The 18,218-nt window shown below is 36.6% G+C and carries 16 protein-coding genes and 2 riboswitches; of the genes, 14 read left to right on the forward strand and 2 right to left on the reverse strand.

Annotated features, from left to right (window positions below; all coding sequences use genetic code 11):
* Nucleotides 1-66 precede the first annotated feature (66 nt).
* The 14 genes from MHI57_RS22990 (at nt 67) to MHI57_RS23055 (ending at nt 16,164) form a co-directional block, all read left to right on the forward strand.
* The gene (locus MHI57_RS22990) at nt 67-933 is read left to right on the forward strand and encodes an amidase domain-containing protein (protein ID WP_095369982.1); all 867 of its coding nucleotides are present in this window, start codon (nt 67-69) and stop codon (nt 931-933) included.
* A 71-nt stretch (nt 934-1,004) separates the two neighbouring features.
* Entirely contained in the window at nt 1,005-1,478 is a 474-nt protein-coding gene (trmL, locus tag MHI57_RS22995) for a tRNA (uridine(34)/cytosine(34)/5-carboxymethylaminomethyluridine(34)-2'-O)-methyltransferase TrmL (RefSeq protein WP_095369981.1), read from the forward strand.
* An 82-nt stretch (nt 1,479-1,560) separates the two neighbouring features.
* Nucleotides 1,561-2,310 carry an oxygen-insensitive NADPH nitroreductase gene (gene nfsA, locus MHI57_RS23000; protein ID WP_095373493.1) on the forward strand — a complete coding sequence of 250 codons (750 nt, stop codon included), beginning with the start codon at nt 1,561-1,563 and terminating at the stop codon, nt 2,308-2,310.
* A 460-nt stretch (nt 2,311-2,770) separates the two neighbouring features.
* Nucleotides 2,771-4,666, forward strand: a complete 1,896-nt coding sequence (locus MHI57_RS23005; protein ID WP_307318272.1) for a PrkA family serine protein kinase — start codon at nt 2,771-2,773, stop codon at nt 4,664-4,666.
* 64 nt (nt 4,667-4,730) lie between these two features.
* Nucleotides 4,731-4,895, forward strand: a complete 165-nt coding sequence (locus MHI57_RS23010; protein ID WP_180316988.1) for a hypothetical protein — start codon at nt 4,731-4,733, stop codon at nt 4,893-4,895.
* 308 nt (nt 4,896-5,203) lie between these two features.
* Nucleotides 5,204-6,376, forward strand: a complete 1,173-nt coding sequence (yhbH, locus tag MHI57_RS23015; RefSeq protein ID WP_095369979.1) for a sporulation protein YhbH — start codon at nt 5,204-5,206, stop codon at nt 6,374-6,376.
* A 266-nt stretch (nt 6,377-6,642) separates the two neighbouring features.
* Nucleotides 6,643-7,593 carry an MBL fold metallo-hydrolase gene (locus MHI57_RS23020; RefSeq protein ID WP_095369978.1) on the forward strand — a complete coding sequence of 317 codons (951 nt, stop codon included), beginning with the start codon at nt 6,643-6,645 and terminating at the stop codon, nt 7,591-7,593.
* 33 nt (nt 7,594-7,626) lie between these two features.
* Nucleotides 7,627-8,253: an NUDIX hydrolase gene (locus MHI57_RS23025; RefSeq protein ID WP_095369977.1), complete on the forward strand. Its 627-nt coding sequence runs from the start codon at nt 7,627-7,629 to the stop codon at nt 8,251-8,253.
* Nucleotides 8,254-8,319: 66 nt separating this feature from the next.
* Nucleotides 8,320-8,420, forward strand: a riboswitch (SAM riboswitch).
* A gap of 181 nt (nt 8,421-8,601) precedes the next feature.
* Nucleotides 8,602-8,712, forward strand: a riboswitch (SAM riboswitch).
* Nucleotides 8,713-8,788: 76 nt separating this feature from the next.
* Nucleotides 8,789-10,588 carry a PLP-dependent aspartate aminotransferase family protein gene (locus MHI57_RS23030; protein ID WP_095369976.1) on the forward strand — a complete coding sequence of 600 codons (1,800 nt, stop codon included), beginning with the start codon at nt 8,789-8,791 and terminating at the stop codon, nt 10,586-10,588.
* Nucleotides 10,589-10,612: 24 nt separating this feature from the next.
* A complete protein-coding gene (locus MHI57_RS23035; protein ID WP_322909117.1) occupies nt 10,613-11,605 on the forward strand; it encodes an aliphatic sulfonate ABC transporter substrate-binding protein in 993 nt (330 codons plus the stop codon).
* 21 nt (nt 11,606-11,626) lie between these two features.
* Entirely contained in the window at nt 11,627-12,454 is an 828-nt protein-coding gene (locus tag MHI57_RS23040; RefSeq protein ID WP_233435275.1) for an ABC transporter permease, read from the forward strand.
* 12 nt (nt 12,455-12,466) lie between these two features.
* The gene (locus MHI57_RS23045; RefSeq protein WP_307318281.1) at nt 12,467-13,195 is read left to right on the forward strand and encodes an ABC transporter ATP-binding protein; all 729 of its coding nucleotides are present in this window, start codon (nt 12,467-12,469) and stop codon (nt 13,193-13,195) included.
* Between the two features lie 21 nt (nt 13,196-13,216).
* Nucleotides 13,217-14,941 (forward strand): acetate--CoA ligase, encoded by a 1,725-nt coding sequence (gene acsA / locus MHI57_RS23050; protein WP_322909118.1) that lies wholly within the window; start codon nt 13,217-13,219, stop codon nt 14,939-14,941.
* Nucleotides 14,942-14,967: 26 nt separating this feature from the next.
* A complete protein-coding gene (locus tag MHI57_RS23055) occupies nt 14,968-16,164 on the forward strand; it encodes a homoserine dehydrogenase (RefSeq protein WP_340978325.1) in 1,197 nt (398 codons plus the stop codon).
* A gap of 518 nt (nt 16,165-16,682) precedes the next feature.
* Here the strand turns inward: MHI57_RS23055 and MHI57_RS23060 are convergent.
* Nucleotides 16,683-16,907 (reverse strand): hypothetical protein, encoded by a 225-nt coding sequence (locus tag MHI57_RS23060; RefSeq protein ID WP_095369970.1) that lies wholly within the window; start codon nt 16,905-16,907, stop codon nt 16,683-16,685.
* A 157-nt stretch (nt 16,908-17,064) separates the two neighbouring features.
* Complete coding sequence (locus MHI57_RS23065; protein WP_340978328.1) at nt 17,065-17,910, reverse strand: TetR/AcrR family transcriptional regulator; 846 nt, start codon at nt 17,908-17,910, stop codon at nt 17,065-17,067.
* Between the last annotated feature and the right edge of the window lie 308 nt (nt 17,911-18,218).

Consider the following 18,218-nt stretch of genomic DNA (forward strand, 5'->3'; position numbering starts at 1 on the left):
CTTTCTCTTTTTTTATCGTTAAACCCCTCTTATGAACATATGCATGTTAATGGAGGGAGTGATACGATGAAAGAACAATTGCAAGAACTATTAGAAAAAAGAGTCAGGCAATGTGTCAGCAATGAGAGAGAATCTATTCATACTTGTATGAAGATAAAAAATAAAAAAAGAAGTTTAGAAAAAAGGGGAGCAAGTATCGTAAAGGCAAAGGCAATTGGAAAAATCAAAGGAGAGCCGCACATTCAAGAAGATAGTAAATATATTTCGTATAAGGCGCATTTTCAATATTTAATTAAGCAAGGAAAGACTTTTTATATTGAAGAAGAGGTGGAAGAACGAGTGGCTGAGTTTTATAAAGAAACGCTCGTTGAGGATAAAGAAAAGTTGGTTCTTTATGATCAAGACACGGTTGATATCTTAGAGGAAGATTCGCGTTCATCTTATCCATTTCATTTTGACCGCAGAAAAGCGGTACAATACGCAGAAAAATGGTGGAATAGCCATAATCCACAGTTTCATGCATTTGATGTCGATTGTACGAATTATATCTCTCAATGTCTACATGCAGGAGGAGCCCCGATGCGCGGATTTCCTGCTAGAGGAACGGGGTGGTGGATGCGCAGTAAAAATTGGAGCTATAGTTGGAGTGTAGCTCATTCTATGCGTATTCATTTAGCTAACTCGACAATTGGATTACGAGCGAAAGAAGTGGAGCGTCCTGAGGAATTATTGCTAGGAGATGTCATTTGTTATGATTTTCAAGGAGATGGTCGTTTTGACCATACGACGATTGTGACGGCTAAAGATGAACAGAATATGCCGCTTGTAAATGCCCATACGACTAATAGTCGCAAACGCTATTGGGATTATGAAGACTCTACCGCTTATACTGAAAATATTAAATATAAATTCTTTACGATTTATGATGCCTAGCACTTACCTTTCGTAATGAGCTGAAGAAGTGTATAATAAGAGCGAGATATTATAATAGAGGTGAACAGTTAGTGTCAGTGAATGTGGTTTTATATCAACCAGAAATTCCAAGCAATACAGGTAATATCGCTCGTACTTGTGCAGCTACTTATACAACGCTTCATTTAATTCGACCATTAGGGTTTTCAACGGATGATAAGATGTTAAAAAGAGCGGGTTTAGATTATTGGACGTATGTAGATATTGTTTATTATGATTCGTTAGAAGAATTTTTAGAGAAAAATAAAGACGGCGAATTTTTCTTGTTAACAAAACATGGGAAACAACCGCATACTACTTTTGATTATAGTGATCAATCAAAAAATTACTTCTTTATCTTTGGAAGAGAAACAACTGGCTTACCAAAGGAATTTATTCAAGCGAATCTTGATCGCGCTTTAAGAATACCTATGAATGAGCATATGCGCTCACTAAATTTATCAAACACAGCAGCTATTTTGATTTATGAAGCCCTGCGTCAGCAAGGATATCCACGAATGAGCTAGCGTGAATAAGAAGGTCTGCTCTTACATTTGGCAAGATCTTCTTTTTATATACTAATTTTTTTTACATAGGGGAGATGAGATGATGAATGAAATGATTCAATTGATGAAAGACCATCGTTCAGTACGCCATTTTGAGGATAAACGTTTAACGAAAGAGCAAATTAAGGAGATTGTGACAGCCGCTCAGTCTGCTTCTACTTCAAGTTTTGTACAAGCGTATTCTATTATAGGTGTTTCCGACCAACAGAAGAAGGAAAAGTTGGCCGAATTGGCAGGAAACCAAGGGTTTGTTGCAGACAGTGGGCATTTCTTTGTGTTTTGCGCAGATCTTCATCGTCATGAAGTCATTGCAGAACTAGAAGGGATAGATTTAACTGAGTCCATTGAAAGTACGGAAAAATTTATGGTGGCTTTAATCGATGCAGCTTTAGCAGCCGAAAACGCAAGCTTAGCAGCTGAATCCATGGGTCTTGGCATTTGTTATGTTGGTGGCTTACGGAATCAACTTCAAGAAGTAAGCGAAGTATTAAAAACACCTGATCATGTGATACCATTATTCGGACTAGCAGTTGGGTACCCAGCGAAAAGGAATGCGCAAAAGCCGCGTCTACCAATGAACCATATTTATCATGAAAATGAATATGAACAGGACAAGGACATATATATTCAAGAATTACAAGCATACAATGAGGTGATTTCTGCTTACTATAAAGAGCGAACAGCAGGTAAGCGTGATGATACTTGGACAAGTCAGATTGCTGGTATGTTTGAGCGTAAAAAGAGAATGTACATGAAGCAATTTGTTCAAGAAAAAGGTTTAGATAAACGATAAAAAAACTGCGGGAGTTAGACTCTCGCAGTTTTTTTTTGTGTTAGCGCATATTATTTAATGTGCTTACCAGGCTTATCATCATAGCCCGCTGTGAAAATTGAAACTAAAAATGCCACCATCACACCTAAAATTAGGACTGTACCCATTATGTATGGCCTCCTTTTTCCTAAAAATAGAAACACAACATATAACTTTATTATATCCTAATAAATTTAAATAGTGAATGCAAATCATGGATATTATTGGACAGTTCTGCATAGGAATGTGTATTAGATATTAGCGTTATTCAAGACCCACTTTTTACAGATCTTGGGGGATGGATAATCTAATGTTGTTTTTATTTGTAAAAGCCCTTTAACCGACTAAATTTTTTGTCATTTGTTTTCGGTAAGCATGTTTGTTTTTCTTCAAGCATAGATTGTAATAATCGTCTCTGATAATGTGACAGGGGGAGGTCCATATGGATATTCTAAAAAAAGTGGAGTTGTATAGACGAGAAGAGGAAAAGTTGAAATGGGAAGGGACTTTTGGAGAGTACTTAGAAATCATAAAAGAAAAGCCATGGGTTGCCCAGTCCGCACATTCACGGGTTTATAATATGATCAAAGACGCTGGTGTTAATGATGTGAAAGGGCAGAAAACATATGAATTCTTTAGCAATCAATTATTTGGCCTAGAAGAGTCATTAGAACGACTTGTCGAAGAATATTTTCATCCGTCGGCGAAAAGATTAGATGTGAGAAAGCGGATATTATTATTAATGGGGCCCGTAAGCGGCGGGAAATCAACCCTTGTGACGATGTTAAAGAGAGGGTTAGAAGCCTATTCATTAACAGATAAAGGAGCGGTATATGCCATTAAAGGCTGTCCAATGCATGAGGACCCACTTCATCTTATCCCACATCATTTGCGCAAAGACTTTTTAGATGAATATGGAATTAGAATTGAAGGAAACTTATCACCACTCAATATGATGAGGCTTGAACAAGAATATAATGGAAAAATTGAAGATGTAATAGTCGAAAGAGTGATGTTTTCAGAAGATAAGCGGGTAGGGATTGGTACATTTAGCCCCTCTGACCCTAAATCTCAAGACATTGCTGATTTAACAGGAAGTATAGACTTCTCCACAATTGCCGAATATGGTTCCGAGTCTGATCCAAGAGCTTATCGATTTGATGGGGAACTGAATAAGGCCAATCGGGGTATGATGGAATTCCAAGAAATGCTTAAATGCGATGAAAAATTTCTATGGCATCTCCTATCATTAACGCAAGAAGGAAACTTCAAAGCAGGCCGGTTTGCCTTAATATCAGCGGATGAATTGATTGTTGCTCATACAAATGAAACGGAATATCGTTCGTTTATAAGTAATAAGAAAAATGAGGCACTGCATTCACGGATTATTGTGATGCCAATTCCATATAATTTGAAGGTAACCGAGGAAGAGAAAATTTATGAGAAAATGATTTTTGAAAGTGATGTGTCAGATGTTCATATTGCTCCCCATACATTAAAAGTTGCTGCTATGTTTACAATATTAACAAGAATGAAGGATCCGAAAAAAGGCGATATTGACTTAGTTAAGAAGATGCGTTTATACGATGGTGAAAGTGTAGAAGGTTTTAATCGTGCAGACGTAGAAGAAATGAAAAAAGAACATGCAGATGAGGGAATGAGTGGCATCGACCCCCGTTACGTAATCAATCGCATTTCCTCTACCATCATTCGTAAAGAGATGACGTCGATTAATGCCTTAGATGTATTAAGGTCATTAAAAGAGGGATTAGATCAACATCCATCCATTACTGCTGAACTGAAAGAACGATATTTGAACTTTATTTCACTTGCTCGAAAAGAATACGATGAAATTGCGAAGAAAGAAGTGCAAAAGGCATTTGTTTACTCTTATGAAGAATCAGCGAAAACATTAATGGAGAATTACCTTGATAATGTTGAGGCTTATTGCAATAAGGCTAAACTAAGAGACCCACTTACTGGAGAAGAAATCAATCCAGATGAAAAACTAATGCGCTCGATTGAGGAGCAAATCGGGATTTCAGAAAATGCTAAAAAAGCATTTCGTGAAGAAATTCTCATTCGTATTAGTGCTTATGCTAGAAAAGGTAAACGATTTGATTATAATTCGCATGATCGCCTGCGTGAAGCTATTCAAAAGAAATTATTTGCTGACTTAAAGGATGTCGTCAAAATTACAACTTCTTCAAAAACACCGGATGAACAACAATTGAAGAAGATTAATGAAGTAGTCGCACGTCTTATTGATGAACATGGCTATAATTCCACATCTGCAAATGATTTACTTCGTTATGTGGGTAGTCTATTAAATAGGTAAACCGTCCAGCCTATTGTTTAAAAAAGACAGAAATAGGGTATTTAAACAATAGAGGTGACGAATAATGTCAAAAGAAGAAAAAGTACCGGAAAATAGCTCAATGGCAAGCAATGAAGAAGAAATAGAAACTCTTGGAAAAGAAATGGAACAAATGAAATCGAAAGAAGAATTGAAAGAAATGCAAAAAACACCTGATCCTAAACAGGAAGTCGGTAAGCGAAAATCATAAAAGCTACAAACAATGAAAAAAGCAATGGACCCCATTGCTTTTTTCATTATATTCATATTTTGTATTAGTTGAACGATGGATGATAGATAGTAATCGCCCAACTTTAATAATTGTCTAAATAATATGTAAATAATTCTGTTTTAAAGCATAGGATAGAGTAATCAACATTTTTTGAACCTAGCTATAAGTAAATATTTTCAGGTTAGCAATGGACACTCGTCATATTGTATGTTTTTGGGTGAGATATGTGAATGAATTCCGTAAAATCCTTAAAGTTTTTTAAAAACAAAAAAGGAGGGCAAATGAGAATGACCGAAAAAAATCAAAACCATCAGTTTGTCGTGTCACAGGAAGATTGGTCCCTCCATCGTAAAGGGCATGATGATCAACAACGCCATCAAGAAAAAGTACAGGATGCCATCAGAAACAATTTACCTGACCTGATTACAGAAGAAAACATTGTCATGTCCAATGGTCGTGATGTCGTTAAAATACCGATTCGTTCCTTAGATGAATATAAAATTCGCTACAATTATGATAAGAATAAGCATGTCGGTCAAGGTGATGGCGATAGTCAAGTTGGTGATGTAGTAGCGAGAGATGGGTCAGGTCAGAAAGGGCAAGGTAAAGGGCAAGGTGCAGGGGATCAAGCGGGTGAGGATTACTTTGAAGCAGAAGTCTCTTTAATGGAAATTGAGGAAGCGTTATTTAAACAATTGGAGCTACCGAACTTAAAGAAAAAGGAACAAGATCAAATTGTCGTCGAGAATATTGAATTTAATGATATTCGCAAAACTGGTCTTATGGGGAATATAGATAAAAAGAGAACAATGATGTCAGCTTTTAAGCGAAATGCGATGCACGGGAAATCAGCTTTTCACCCCATTTATCAAGAAGACTTAAAGTTCAAGACTTGGAATGAAGTCGTGAAGCCTGAATCGAAAGCAGTTGTGCTAGCAATGATGGATACAAGTGGTTCGATGGGTATCTGGGAGAAATATATGGCGAGAAGTTTCTTCTTTTGGATGACTCGGTTTTTACGAACGAAATATGAAACGGTAGAAATTGAATTTATTGCGCATCATACAGAAGCAAAGGTAGTATCAGAAGAAGATTTCTTTTCTAAAGGAGAAAGTGGCGGCACAATCTGTTCGTCTGCTTATCGTAAAGCATTGGAGTTAATTGATCAAAAGTATAACCCAGTCAGATATAATATATATCCATTCCATTTCTCAGATGGGGATAATTTAACTTCAGATAATGCAAGATGTGTAAAACTTGTTGAAGAGTTAATGAAAGTATCAAGTATGTTTGGCTACGGGGAAGTGAATCAATATAACCGCCATTCCACTTTAATGTCAGCATACAAAAATATAAAAAATGATTTGTTCCGTTATTATATTTTAAAGCAGAAGGCTGATGTATTCCATGCGATGAAAGGCTTTTTTAAAGAACAAGAACAGAAGGAAAAGTTGGCTTAATGAGAGCCTGTTTTGAAAGGTTCGCAACTAAGTTCTGAAGTGTAATAGCTTACTTACGAGCGTTTCGGAGGCAGGTTTTGAAAAATGATGAGAACAAAGCAATCGAGCTTTTTAGTTATATCACAGCGATTGATGCTGTGTTTTTTTTTGCTCAACTGACTTAGCACTATGTAGATTTGAGCACTTTTATCTGTAATTCTTTTAAGTAGCTCTCTTCATCTACTTATGTCATAATTTTCATAAAGAGTAATATGGAGGGGTTTCCTTTGCACAAAATTCAAGATTTAGGTAATGATATTCAATTGATTGATTTAATGGATTTACAAACACCTGAGCGTACGGGGGCGTATATATTAGGTGCTGAAGAATTAACAGTGATTGAAACAAGTGCTAGTCCTTCGATTCCCCATCTTATAGAAGGAATGCAGGAATTGAACATTAACCTTGAAGACATCAAGCATATTATTGTCACTCATGTACATTTAGACCATGCTGGGGGAACTGGTTTGTTCTTAGAACAATGTCCAGAAGCAAAAGTATATGTTCATCCAAGAGGTAAACGGCATTTAGCTGACCCTAGTAAATTAATTGCTGGTGCTAGAATGGTATATGGCGATGATTTTGATCAACTATTTAATCCGATTGTGCCAATTGATGAGAAGAGATTAGTCGCGATGGAAGAGGGACAATCATTGGATATCGGTGGGCGTTTGTTAACTTTCTATGATACCCCTGGCCATGCAAAGCACCACTTTTCAATCCATGATTCGAAAAGTAATGGCTTCTTTACTGGCGATACAATTGGCGTATTTTATCCTAACATAGCAAGAAAAGGTTATCCATTAGTTCTGCCATCGACTTCTCCTAATCAATTTAATCCAGAGGCGATGTTATCTTCTGTTGAAAAAATCGAATCACTTCAACCACAACATATCTTTTTTGGGCATTATGGTGAGGGCCCTGAACCAAAGGATGTTTTTACTCAAATTCGTTATTGGTTACCTATATTTACTTCAGTTGCAGATGACGTTTTTCTCCAAGGAAATGACATAATAAAAATGCAAGAAGCCATACAATCGGAATTGTTGGAACAAGTAAAACATTATTTATTAACAGCGCACGATGTTGAACTTAGTGCAGAGGATAAGAAGCTAATAGGCTTAGATTTAAATGTCTGCACAATGGGGATGATTGATAGATTGCAGAAAGTGAAATAAAGATTTAAGTCGTGTGGTTTGGAGGTAATTAACATGGATTTGGAAGAAATAAGATCAGAGATACAGCATCGTCAATCAGATATATTGGGTAGCTCCAGATTGGTTAAATTCGCTGTTCTTCTTCCCCTAATAGAAAAAGATGGAGAAATACATATTTTGTTTGAAGTACGGTCTTTATCTATGAGAAGACAGCCAGGGGAAATTTGCTTTCCTGGGGGGAAAATGGATCAAGACGATGTGGATTTAATAGAGACGGCAAAAAGGGAGACCAGTGAAGAGTTAGGTATCCCAATTGGAGAAGTCTCTGTTTTTTCAGAACTTGATTATGTAGTGACACCTTATGATACAGTGATTTATCCGTTTGTAGGCACAATAGAGAGCATCAGTGATCTTAAGCTAAATCCAGAGGAAGTGGATCAAATTTTCACAGTACCACTTGCTTATTTTTTGAAAGAGGGACCATCTATTCATTATATTGAGATGAAGCCAGAGCCTAATAGTAGCTTTCCCTATCATCTCATTCCTAATGGGGAAAAATATAAATGGCAAACGCGGAGGATGCAAGAAATTTTTTATACTTATAAAGGTCATGTGATATGGGGGTTAACAGCTAAGATACTGTATCATTTTTTGACGCTTATCCAGGATGAAAATAAATAAATTTTCAAAATGTTATTGACGATTCCCTATAAAAGGGTATATGATGTTAAACAAATAAATATGAACTTCTTATCCAGAGAGGCGGAGGGACTGACCCAGAGAAGCCTCGGCAACCAGCAATCTTTTGTATGGTGCTAATTTCAGAGGATATTATCCAAAGATAAGGAGAAGGTGAGCTCGTTAATTCAAAGCCCTTCTGCCTCTTCTAGGTAGAAGGGCTTTTTATGTGATAGAGCTAATATTTTATTGGAATATAAAATATATTCAGATTTCATATTGACGACAAATCATTTTTTGGATATAATTCTATTTGTAATTAAAGTATTAACGCTTTAAAAAATAAAATATTTCTTATCGAGAGTGACGGAGGGATCAGGCCCTATGAAGTCCGGCAACCTTCAAGCAATTGCTTGAAAAGGTGCTAAATCCTGCAGGCAGTAAATGTCTGGAAGATAAGATGAGGCAACCCCCTCTTCTTATGAAGAGGGGGTTATTTATTTTAATCATCCGACTAAAAAGTAGAGGAGAGTATATAATGACGAATCAATTTAACACTTATGATGATGAGACGATTTTATTACATGGAGGTCAATCACCAGACCCGACAACGGGATCTCGTGCAGTTCCTATTTATCAAACAAGTTCATATGTTTTTCATAATACAGACCATGCGCAAAGCCTATTTTCATTAGATGAGACGGGAAATATCTATTCACGAATCGGTAATCCAACGGTAGATGTATTAGAAAAACGTATTGCTTTATTAGAAGATGGGGTAGCGGCAGTAGCGACTTCATCTGGAATGGCAGCTATAGCTCTTTCAATTATGAATATTGCCCAAGCGGGTGATGAGATTGTTGCAGCGTCGAACCTTTATGGTGGAACATATAATCTTTTTGCCATAACACTTCCGAAATATGGGATTAAAGTTCATTTTGTTGATGGATCTGACCCTGAGAATTACCGTAAAGCGATTACGCCAAAAACTAAGGCTTTATATGGAGAGATTATTGGGAACCCAAGTCTTCATGTCCTAGATGTAGAGGCAGTTGCAAATATTGCTCATGATAATGATATTCCTCTTATTATTGATAATACTTTCGCTTCACCTTATCTTTGCAAACCAATCCAATGGGGAGCAGATATTGTCATTCATTCGGCAACAAAATGGATTGGTGGTCATGGAACAACAATTGGCGGACTTGTAGTTGATGGCGGACGATTTAATTGGAATCATGATAAGTTTCCTGGTTTTACTCAGCCAGATCCAAGTTATAACGGTATTGTTTATGCGAATGAGTTTGGTACACTCGCTTTCAGTACAAAACTTCGTGTTCAGTTGCTGCGCGATTTTGGGTCATCATTAAGCCCACATAGTGCATTTCTTTTACTCCAAGGATTGGAAACACTCCATTTACGTATAGAGAAACATACGGAAAATGCAGCGAAGATAGCCCATTTCTTAAACGCTCATCCAGCTGTTGATTGGGTCGCATATCCAGGTTTAGCAGAGCATCCAGCGCATGAACTCGCGAAGAAATATTTAAACACTGGCTTCGGTTCCATTGTGAACTTCGGTATTAAAGGTGGCCGAGATGCAGGTAAAAAAGTGATAGATACAATTGCATTGTGGTCTCATGTAGCCAATGTAGGTGATGCGAAGTCACTCATTATTCATCCGGCTTCAACCACACATCAACAGTTAAGTGCAGAAGATTTAATTAAAAGCGGTGTAAGTGAGGAACTCATACGTTTATCAGTTGGGATTGAATCGGTTAGAGATTTAACCAATGACTTAGATCAAGCCTTCTATGAAGCGACTGGTATTTCTTCGAAGGGAGAACAAAAAGGAGAAACAGCAGTAAATGATGAAGGTGTTATTCGATGGGCATTACAATCATCCTCATTAAAAGAAGATGTGGATGGCAAAGAACTGCAAAGAGCAAAAAGGATAGCTGTTGTTGGATTAAGTGGAAATCCTGCTAGACCAAGTTACCGTTTAGCAAGAAAAATGCAAAGATTAGGTTATCAAATCGTGCCAGTTAATCCAAGAGAAACAGAAGTATTAGGTGAACAGGCATATCCAAATTTAAAATCCATTCCTTTTACCATTGATATTGTGCAAGTATTTAGAAGCCCTGAAGCTGCGATAGAAGTGGCGAAAGAGGCAGTAGAAATCCAACCGAAAGTTTTCTGGCTACAAGAAGGTGTCATTTCACCAAAAGCAGTTGAAATAGCAAAAGAAGCCGGACTTGAAGTGGTACAAAATCGCTGCACATATAAAGAGGCACAGAGATTAAGAGGTTCTATTGTAACCTTTGCTTGTGAAATTTAAAACCGAGATTGAGGAGAGTCATCGATGAAAAAATGGTTCGTATTTTTAATTGTCGTTTTATCAATTGGATTCATTAGTGCTTGCGGGGATAGTGAGGCAAGCACTGATGATAGTAATGGCGAAGGAAAACCAGAAAAAATTGTTTTAGACTATGCCTATTATTCTCCAACAAGTGTAGTTTTAAAGAAATTCGGCTGGGCAGAAGAAGCGTTTGCCGAAGATGATATTGATGTTGAGTTTGTCCTCAGTCAAGGGAGTAATAAGGCACTTGAGTTTCTTAATAGTAGCAGTGTTGATTTTGGCTCAACTGCAGGTGCAGCGGCATTAATTGCAAAAGCAAATGGTGCTCCAATTGAATCAGTCTATATATACTCAAAACCAGAATGGACGGCATTAGTTGCACCGAAAGAATCAGCTATCAAATCAGTTGAAGACTTGAAGGGAAAGAAAGTAGCAGCAACGATTGGAACAGATCCATATATCTTTTTACTGCGCTCATTAAATGAAGCCGGATTAACATCAGCGGATGTTGAAATCGTTAACTTGCAACATGCTGACGGTGGAACGGCATTAACAACAGGGCAAGTAGACGCTTGGGCTGGTTTAGATCCACATATGGCTAAATTAGAACTTGAAGCAGACACAGAATTTATTTATCGAAATATCGATTTTAACACTTATGGCACATTAAATGTGAGAAGCGAATTTGCTGAGAAGTATCCTGAACAAGTGAAAAAAGTAATTGAGCTTTATGAAAAAGCTCGTACATGGGTATTAGAAAATCCTGAAGAAGCGGCAGAGATACTGGCAGAAGAAGCACAAATCACCCTAGAAGTAGCGAAAAAAGAATTAGAGAGAAATGACTTTAATGAACCAATACCTGGTGAAGTGCAAATAGAAGCATTAAATGCTGCTGGTGAGGTTTTAAAAGAAGAAGGCATTATTAAGAGTGATGACGTAGGTAAAGTGGTTGATGAATTAATAAACCCAGATTTCTCAACAGAGGTCATTCAATAGGGTTGGTAAAGGAGAATGAATATGAAGGAAGTCATAGCGATCCCCAAAGTAAATGAGGGTAAGGAGAAGCATAGAAAAATTAACCCTAGTATTCAAAGGGTATTACTTGGAAGTATCGTGCCAATCTTACTTATTCTTGCATGGGAGTACTTGAGTCGGATCGGTGTGTTCCCTCCTCATTTACTCCCGGCTCCATCAATCATTTTGCAATCACTTATGACAATGACGACAGATGGAAGTTTATGGACACATACGAGCATTACATTATATCGCCTTGTGCTTGGTTTCTTATTTGGCACTGCTGCAGCTTTAATTATCGGCGCCGCTGTTGGCTACTTTTCAACAGTTGAAAGTTTATTAGATCCGCTGATCCAAGCTTTTCGTTCCATACCTTCATTGGCATGGGTGCCATTATTTATTCTTTGGATGGGAATTGGGGAACCTTCCAAGGTGGTTTTAATCGCTGTCGGTGTTTTCTTCCCAGTTTATCTAAATATTGTTTCAGGCATTCAAGGAATTGACCGTAAACTAATTGAAGTGGGGAAAATCTATCATTTTAGCTCATGGCAATTAATTTGTAAGATTATCTTACCAGCAGCTTTGCCATCTTTTTTAGTAGGGCTGAGAAGCGGATTGGGACTTGGTTGGATGTTTGTTGTTGCAGCTGAATTAATGGGAGCTTCTACAGGTATTGGCTACTTGCTTGTTTATGGCCAAAACACTTATGCACCGGAATTAATTATTTCTAGTATCGTCTTATTTGCCATATTAGGAAAAATAACAGATGCCATTTTAAAAGGGTTAGAGACAAAAACATTGCATTGGCAAGATACGATCGTCAAGAAGTAGGAGGTGGCAAGATTGTTATCAATTGAGCGAGTGTCTAGAACTTTTTCAAATGGAACAACGGGATTCAAAAATATTGACTTAAAGGTAGAAAAAGGTGAAGTCATTGGAATCTTAGGAACAAGTGGTTGCGGTAAAAGTACGCTCTTACGTGTATTATCCGGCTTGGATAAACAATATGATGGCCAGGTTGTAATAGATGGCGAAACTGTCCATGATGTTCATAAGAAAATCGGGATGATTTTCCAAGAACCTAGATTGATGCCTTGGTTAAAAGTTTATGACAATATCGGATTCGGTCTACAAAAAAAAGTTCAAAGTAAAATAGCGCAATATATTAAAGCCGTTGGGCTAGAAGGGTTTGAAAACCATTACCCGAAAGATTTATCTGGCGGGATGGCGCAAAGGGTGGCCATTGCCAGAGCCCTCGTTACCTCACCAGAAATATTACTTTTAGATGAACCGTTTAGTGCATTAGATGCTTTTACAAAAATGCAATTACAAGATTTATTACTGAATCTCTGGCAAACCTATCAATCAACTATCCTCTTAGTAACGCACGATATTGATGAAGCATTATATTTAGCCGATCGCATTATTATTCTTAGGGGACAGCCGGGAGAATTATATCAAGAAATAAAAATTGAAAAATCAAAACCAAGATCAAGAGGAGATAAAGATCTTGCTGCACTAAAAGATGAGATTTTGCAATTATTAGATTTATCTCATTCGAAAGCAATCTAAAGATAAAGGAGCTAATGAATTATGACAGTGATAGAGCGGCAACAGCTTGCCCCCATTGAAGGAGATTACAACTTAACGAACTATGAAGAGGCATGTCAAAATATTTCATGGGATGAGGTTAAACAACAGTTTAGCTGGAGCCAATCAGGTCTAGTCAATATGGCTCATGAATGTATTGATAAACATGTGGTTGACGGTTATGGAAACAAAATAGGGTTGCATTATGTGAATGGTTCATATGAAGAGACATACACATTCGCAGAGATTAAAGAAAAAACGGATCATATCGCCACCGTTTTAAGAAACCAAGGGGTGAAAAAAGGTGATTTCGTTTTTATTTTTCTACCTAAACATCCCGATTGTTATTTTACAATGATTGCCACCATTAAACTCGGCGCAATTGCGGGTCCTCTTTTTGAAGCATTTATGGAGGAAGCAGTAAAAGATAGAATCTCTGATTGTGATGGGAGATTTTTGATTACGGATACTGACTTACTTAACAGGGTACCAAAGAACGAACTGCCTTGTTTAGAGAAGATATTTCTTACTGATGCTGATGACGTACAATTATTAGGTGAAAAAGAAATTTCACTCATCAAAGAATTAGAGAAAACAGTAAAAGAAGAAGATATCACGACGTGGGTTGATCTCGAGCATGGTTTAAACATCCACTATACGAGCGGTTCAACAGGAAAGCCAAAAGGAATTATTCATGCTCATAGAGCGATGGTTCATCAATATCAAACAGGGAAATGGGTACTCGATTTAAAAGATGATGATGTGTATTGGTGTACCGCACATCCAGGTTGGGTTACGGGAACTGTGTATGGCATTTTCACACCTTGGTTAAATAGAGCGACAATTGTTGTTAATGGTGGCCGCTTTGATGCAAAGGGTTGGTATCATACATTAGAAACAACTGGAGTATCTGTATGGTATAGTGCACCGACAGCATACAGAATGTTAATGGCAGAAGGAAATGACCTACCAAATGATTATGATTTATCCAACTTAAGACATTTATTAAGTGTTGGTGAGCCGTTAAATCCTGAGGTCATTTATTGGGGACAAGAAACGTTAGGGAAAAGAATTCATGATACATGGTGGATGACTGAAACAGGGGCACAATTAATTGTCAATTTACCTTCAGAAGTAATTAAACCTGGATCAATGGGTCGACCATTTCCTGGTATAAGCATCGCTATCCTCGATGATGATGGTGTCGAACAATCAAGAGGGTCGATTGGTCACTTAGCAATTAAAGCACCATGGCCAGGAATCATGAAAGAAGTATGGAAGAATGAGGAGAAATACCAGTCATATTTTCCTTTTGAAGGTTGGTATGTATCAGGAGATCTAGCTGTTCAAGATGAAGATGGATATATATTCTTCCAAGGTAGGAGTGATGATATGATCAATTCTTCCGGGGAGAGAATCGGACCTTTTGAGGTTGAAAGTAAGCTCATTGAACATCCTGCTGTAGCAGAAGCTGGAGTCATTGGAAAACCAGATGCATTAAGAGGAGAAATCGTCAAAGCCTTTATTGTCCTAAGAAAAGGATTTACAGGCAGTGATGTACTACTTGAAGAGATTAGAAGGTTTGTAAAAACAAGATTAGCTGCTCATTCTGCCCCACGAGAAATGGAAATTGTCACAGAACTACCTAAAACAAAAATCAGTGGAAAAATATTGCGCAGAGAATTAAAGGCAAGAGAGCTTGCCAAACTTAGTCAAAAATTACAGTAATATGATGTAATGGGAGGTAAAGGGTTTTGACGATAAATATCGCTTTACTTGGCTATGGTACTGTTGGTAAAGGCGTTTACCGTACAATTCAACAGCATCAAGGGCGTTTACAAAAGTTATTAAGTGAAGAAGTAAAGGTTGTTGCTATTCTAGTGAGGGACATTAAGAAGCATACTGCCCCCGATCAGTCAGTTATGTTGACAAACCAATATGAAAAAATCCAACAATTGGAGAATATTGATGTAGTAATTGATGCAATTGTTGGTATTGAACCGGCTGCAACTTATTTACAAAGTGCGATTGAAAAAGGTCGCCACGTAATTACGGCAAATAAAGAGATGTTTGCAGAAAAAAGTAATATCTTAAGAGAATTAGCAAAAAAATATCATGTCTCAGTCGGCTACGAGGCTACTGTAGCAGGCGGTATTCCTATTATTCAAACTTTAAAAAAACTACTAAATGCTAATAAAGTAACGAAGGTTGAAGGCATATTGAATGGTACATCTAATTTTATATTAACTAAAATGAGAGAAGAGCAATTATCATTTGATAATGCTCTGGCGCTAGCGCAAAAATTAGGTTATGCGGAAGCGGATCCGACGAATGATGTTGAAGGCTTTGATGCGTATTATAAAGCTGCTATCTTAAGTGAGTTGATTTATGGAGAGAAACCAAAAAGCGAGCAGATTGAAAGAAACGGGATTGCGAGTATTGCTAAATCAGATATTACTTTCTTTAATGAATTAGGTCTTAGATACAAGCACGTGGCAACTATTGAATACGCTCATTCTCAAGTAAAATGTGCTGTTCGGCCAGTGTTAGTTGAAAGTAACCATCCTTTATATCAGGTGGAAGGTGTGCAAAATGCTATCCATATCGAGGCGGATATTGTCGGGAGTATTAGTTTGCAGGGGCCAGGTGCAGGTATGTATCCAACAGCAAGTGCAATTATAGAAGATTTGATTCATTTATCAGAAAAGGATCAGGAGTATACTTTTCATGAAGAGTCCACCCTTGATCAACAGCGTAGTGCGAAAACGAGTTGGATTGCATATGGACGCTCTGCCTTACAGCAATTACCTGAAGGAGCAGAAATTATGAAGATGATTGCTAATGATACATGGGTAGTAGAAATAGAGGGGGATTTACGTATAGAAGATGCATCCTTAATTCAAATATTAGGTGATGCTACAAGATTAAAAGAAATGAAAAAAATCCATTAAAGTAGTGGATGATAAATCCTTATAATTCTATTGATAAAACTAGACAATTTCAAGTATCAGTATCATGGTCAAATTTACTTACCTTGTTCAACTTGAGGAATCGTTCGTTGAACAAGGTAAGTATTTTTATGGCTCTGTTAACATTAGTCAATAACAATAACTAAGCAGTGAAAGAAATCATATTTGCGAAGAATATGAATATTTGTAGGGTTCTTTTTGAAGTCCTGCTTAACTAAAATGAAAAAAAGCAGTATCTCAGTATTCATCAAAGTAAATAAAATAATAGAATGAATATTCTTATGTGGAAAGGCCATACCGTTAAAAAATGAAAATAACTAGTGTTAATAAGCAAAGGATGAAGGAAAAATTTTTTCTGTAAACTTTTAAATCATCAACAACGAACTGTTTTATTTCATAAATGTATCGTTGATTATCTAAATAAAAAAGGATAACTAGCCTTTATTTATAGACTAACTATCCTAGGAAATATAATCTTTAATAAGATTTCTCACCAGTTTTTAGACGGATTGCGATGGTGTTTTTACTGATTGGTTTGGAAGTAACGTTTGATTGATTTCTGAATATAAATCCTTTATATTGACAGTGACAATTTTGGCTCCGATCTGTACGTGAACCATATTATCAAAGACAGCTGTAACGAGACCATTTAAAGACACGCTTGTTCCGATACTTACATCTTTCTTTTCATTCTTTCTGATATTCGTAACTTTGTTATTTGCCATATTCTCCACCATCCATTCTTATAAATTATAAGTACAGAAGTCTTCTACTTCATTTACACTATATCTCTTTATATTACCTGTTTATAGTAAAATAAACGTTAAAAGTGAAAATGTCCAGTAAAAAGGTTGGTCTTTTTATCGACAAATTTCTCTCATTCTATATTTGTAATAAATCATTCAATTGCTTCTTTAAATGAGGATATTGATTAAAGTTTGTAATCATTCCTTTAATGACTGGAAGTCTGGGATATTCCCTTTGGGTTTCTTCTTCTATCATATCGAGGGAGACCTCTAATGTTTCCTTATCGTCGCATGCTTGTATTTGTTTTCTAATATCTGCGATGGTAGTCGATGGACTAGTATTTGGTAAACATATATTAAAATTATGCAGGAAACGGTTCATCTTAGCTTCAGTGATCAAAGGTTCTTCTTTTTTTAGACCTTCTGCTAAAGAGTCCATTCTATTTAATAAATAATCAGTCACATGCTCAGGCTTAAATATTTCTTTGTCAATGATTAATATTTTTACGTATGAATGAAAAAGACCATCAAGGAGTTGAGATAAATCCCATAAATAAGGAGTCATTTCTTCTCCATATATAGAAGATAAACTTTTGCGGTAAAATTCATTCATTTCAATTTGCTTTGTGAATAATAATTCTTTAATTGATTCATTAATAGGTATGGTTTGTTCTCTTGTTTGAGTAATAATAAAATCCTTATGTTGGATTAACATATCAATGGTTGTATTGATTTGTGCCTTGAATTTTTCTCTGGCTGTGAGGTTCTTATTGTCCCACTGCATGATTTCTTCAGTTAATTGATCAAAATAATATATTAATAAGGACTCTAACAATTTTTCTTTTGATTTAAAATATAAATAAAACGCACCTTTGGAAATGCCGCTATCAGTGGCGATATCTTGTACAGATGTGGCAGTATATCCTTTTTTAGCGAACAATTTAATCGCAGCTTCAATAATTATTTTTTCTTTTTCTTTCATCTGTAACAACTCCTTAACCGAAGAAGAATCTCCGTGTTAACAAAAACTTCACAATAATATAATTGACACTTGACTGACCGGTCAGTTATATTTATTGGTGATGTGACCCACTAGTCATATTCTATAGGATACCCGAGATTGGCGTCAAGAAAACAAACAAAATAGATTCTATAGAACCAGTAACGATTTTTTTTGGGTATGATAGTGAGTATTCCTATATGTAAGACTTCATTTACGCTGATTTCTACTATATACATAATGGTTATCGGGTAAAGGAAAATCGAATTAATAAAAAAAGAGGTGTCAAT

It is taken from the genome of Cytobacillus sp. FSL K6-0129 (assembly GCF_038007625.1).
GTDB lineage: Bacteria > Bacillota > Bacilli > Bacillales > Cytobacillaceae > Cytobacillus > Cytobacillus kochii.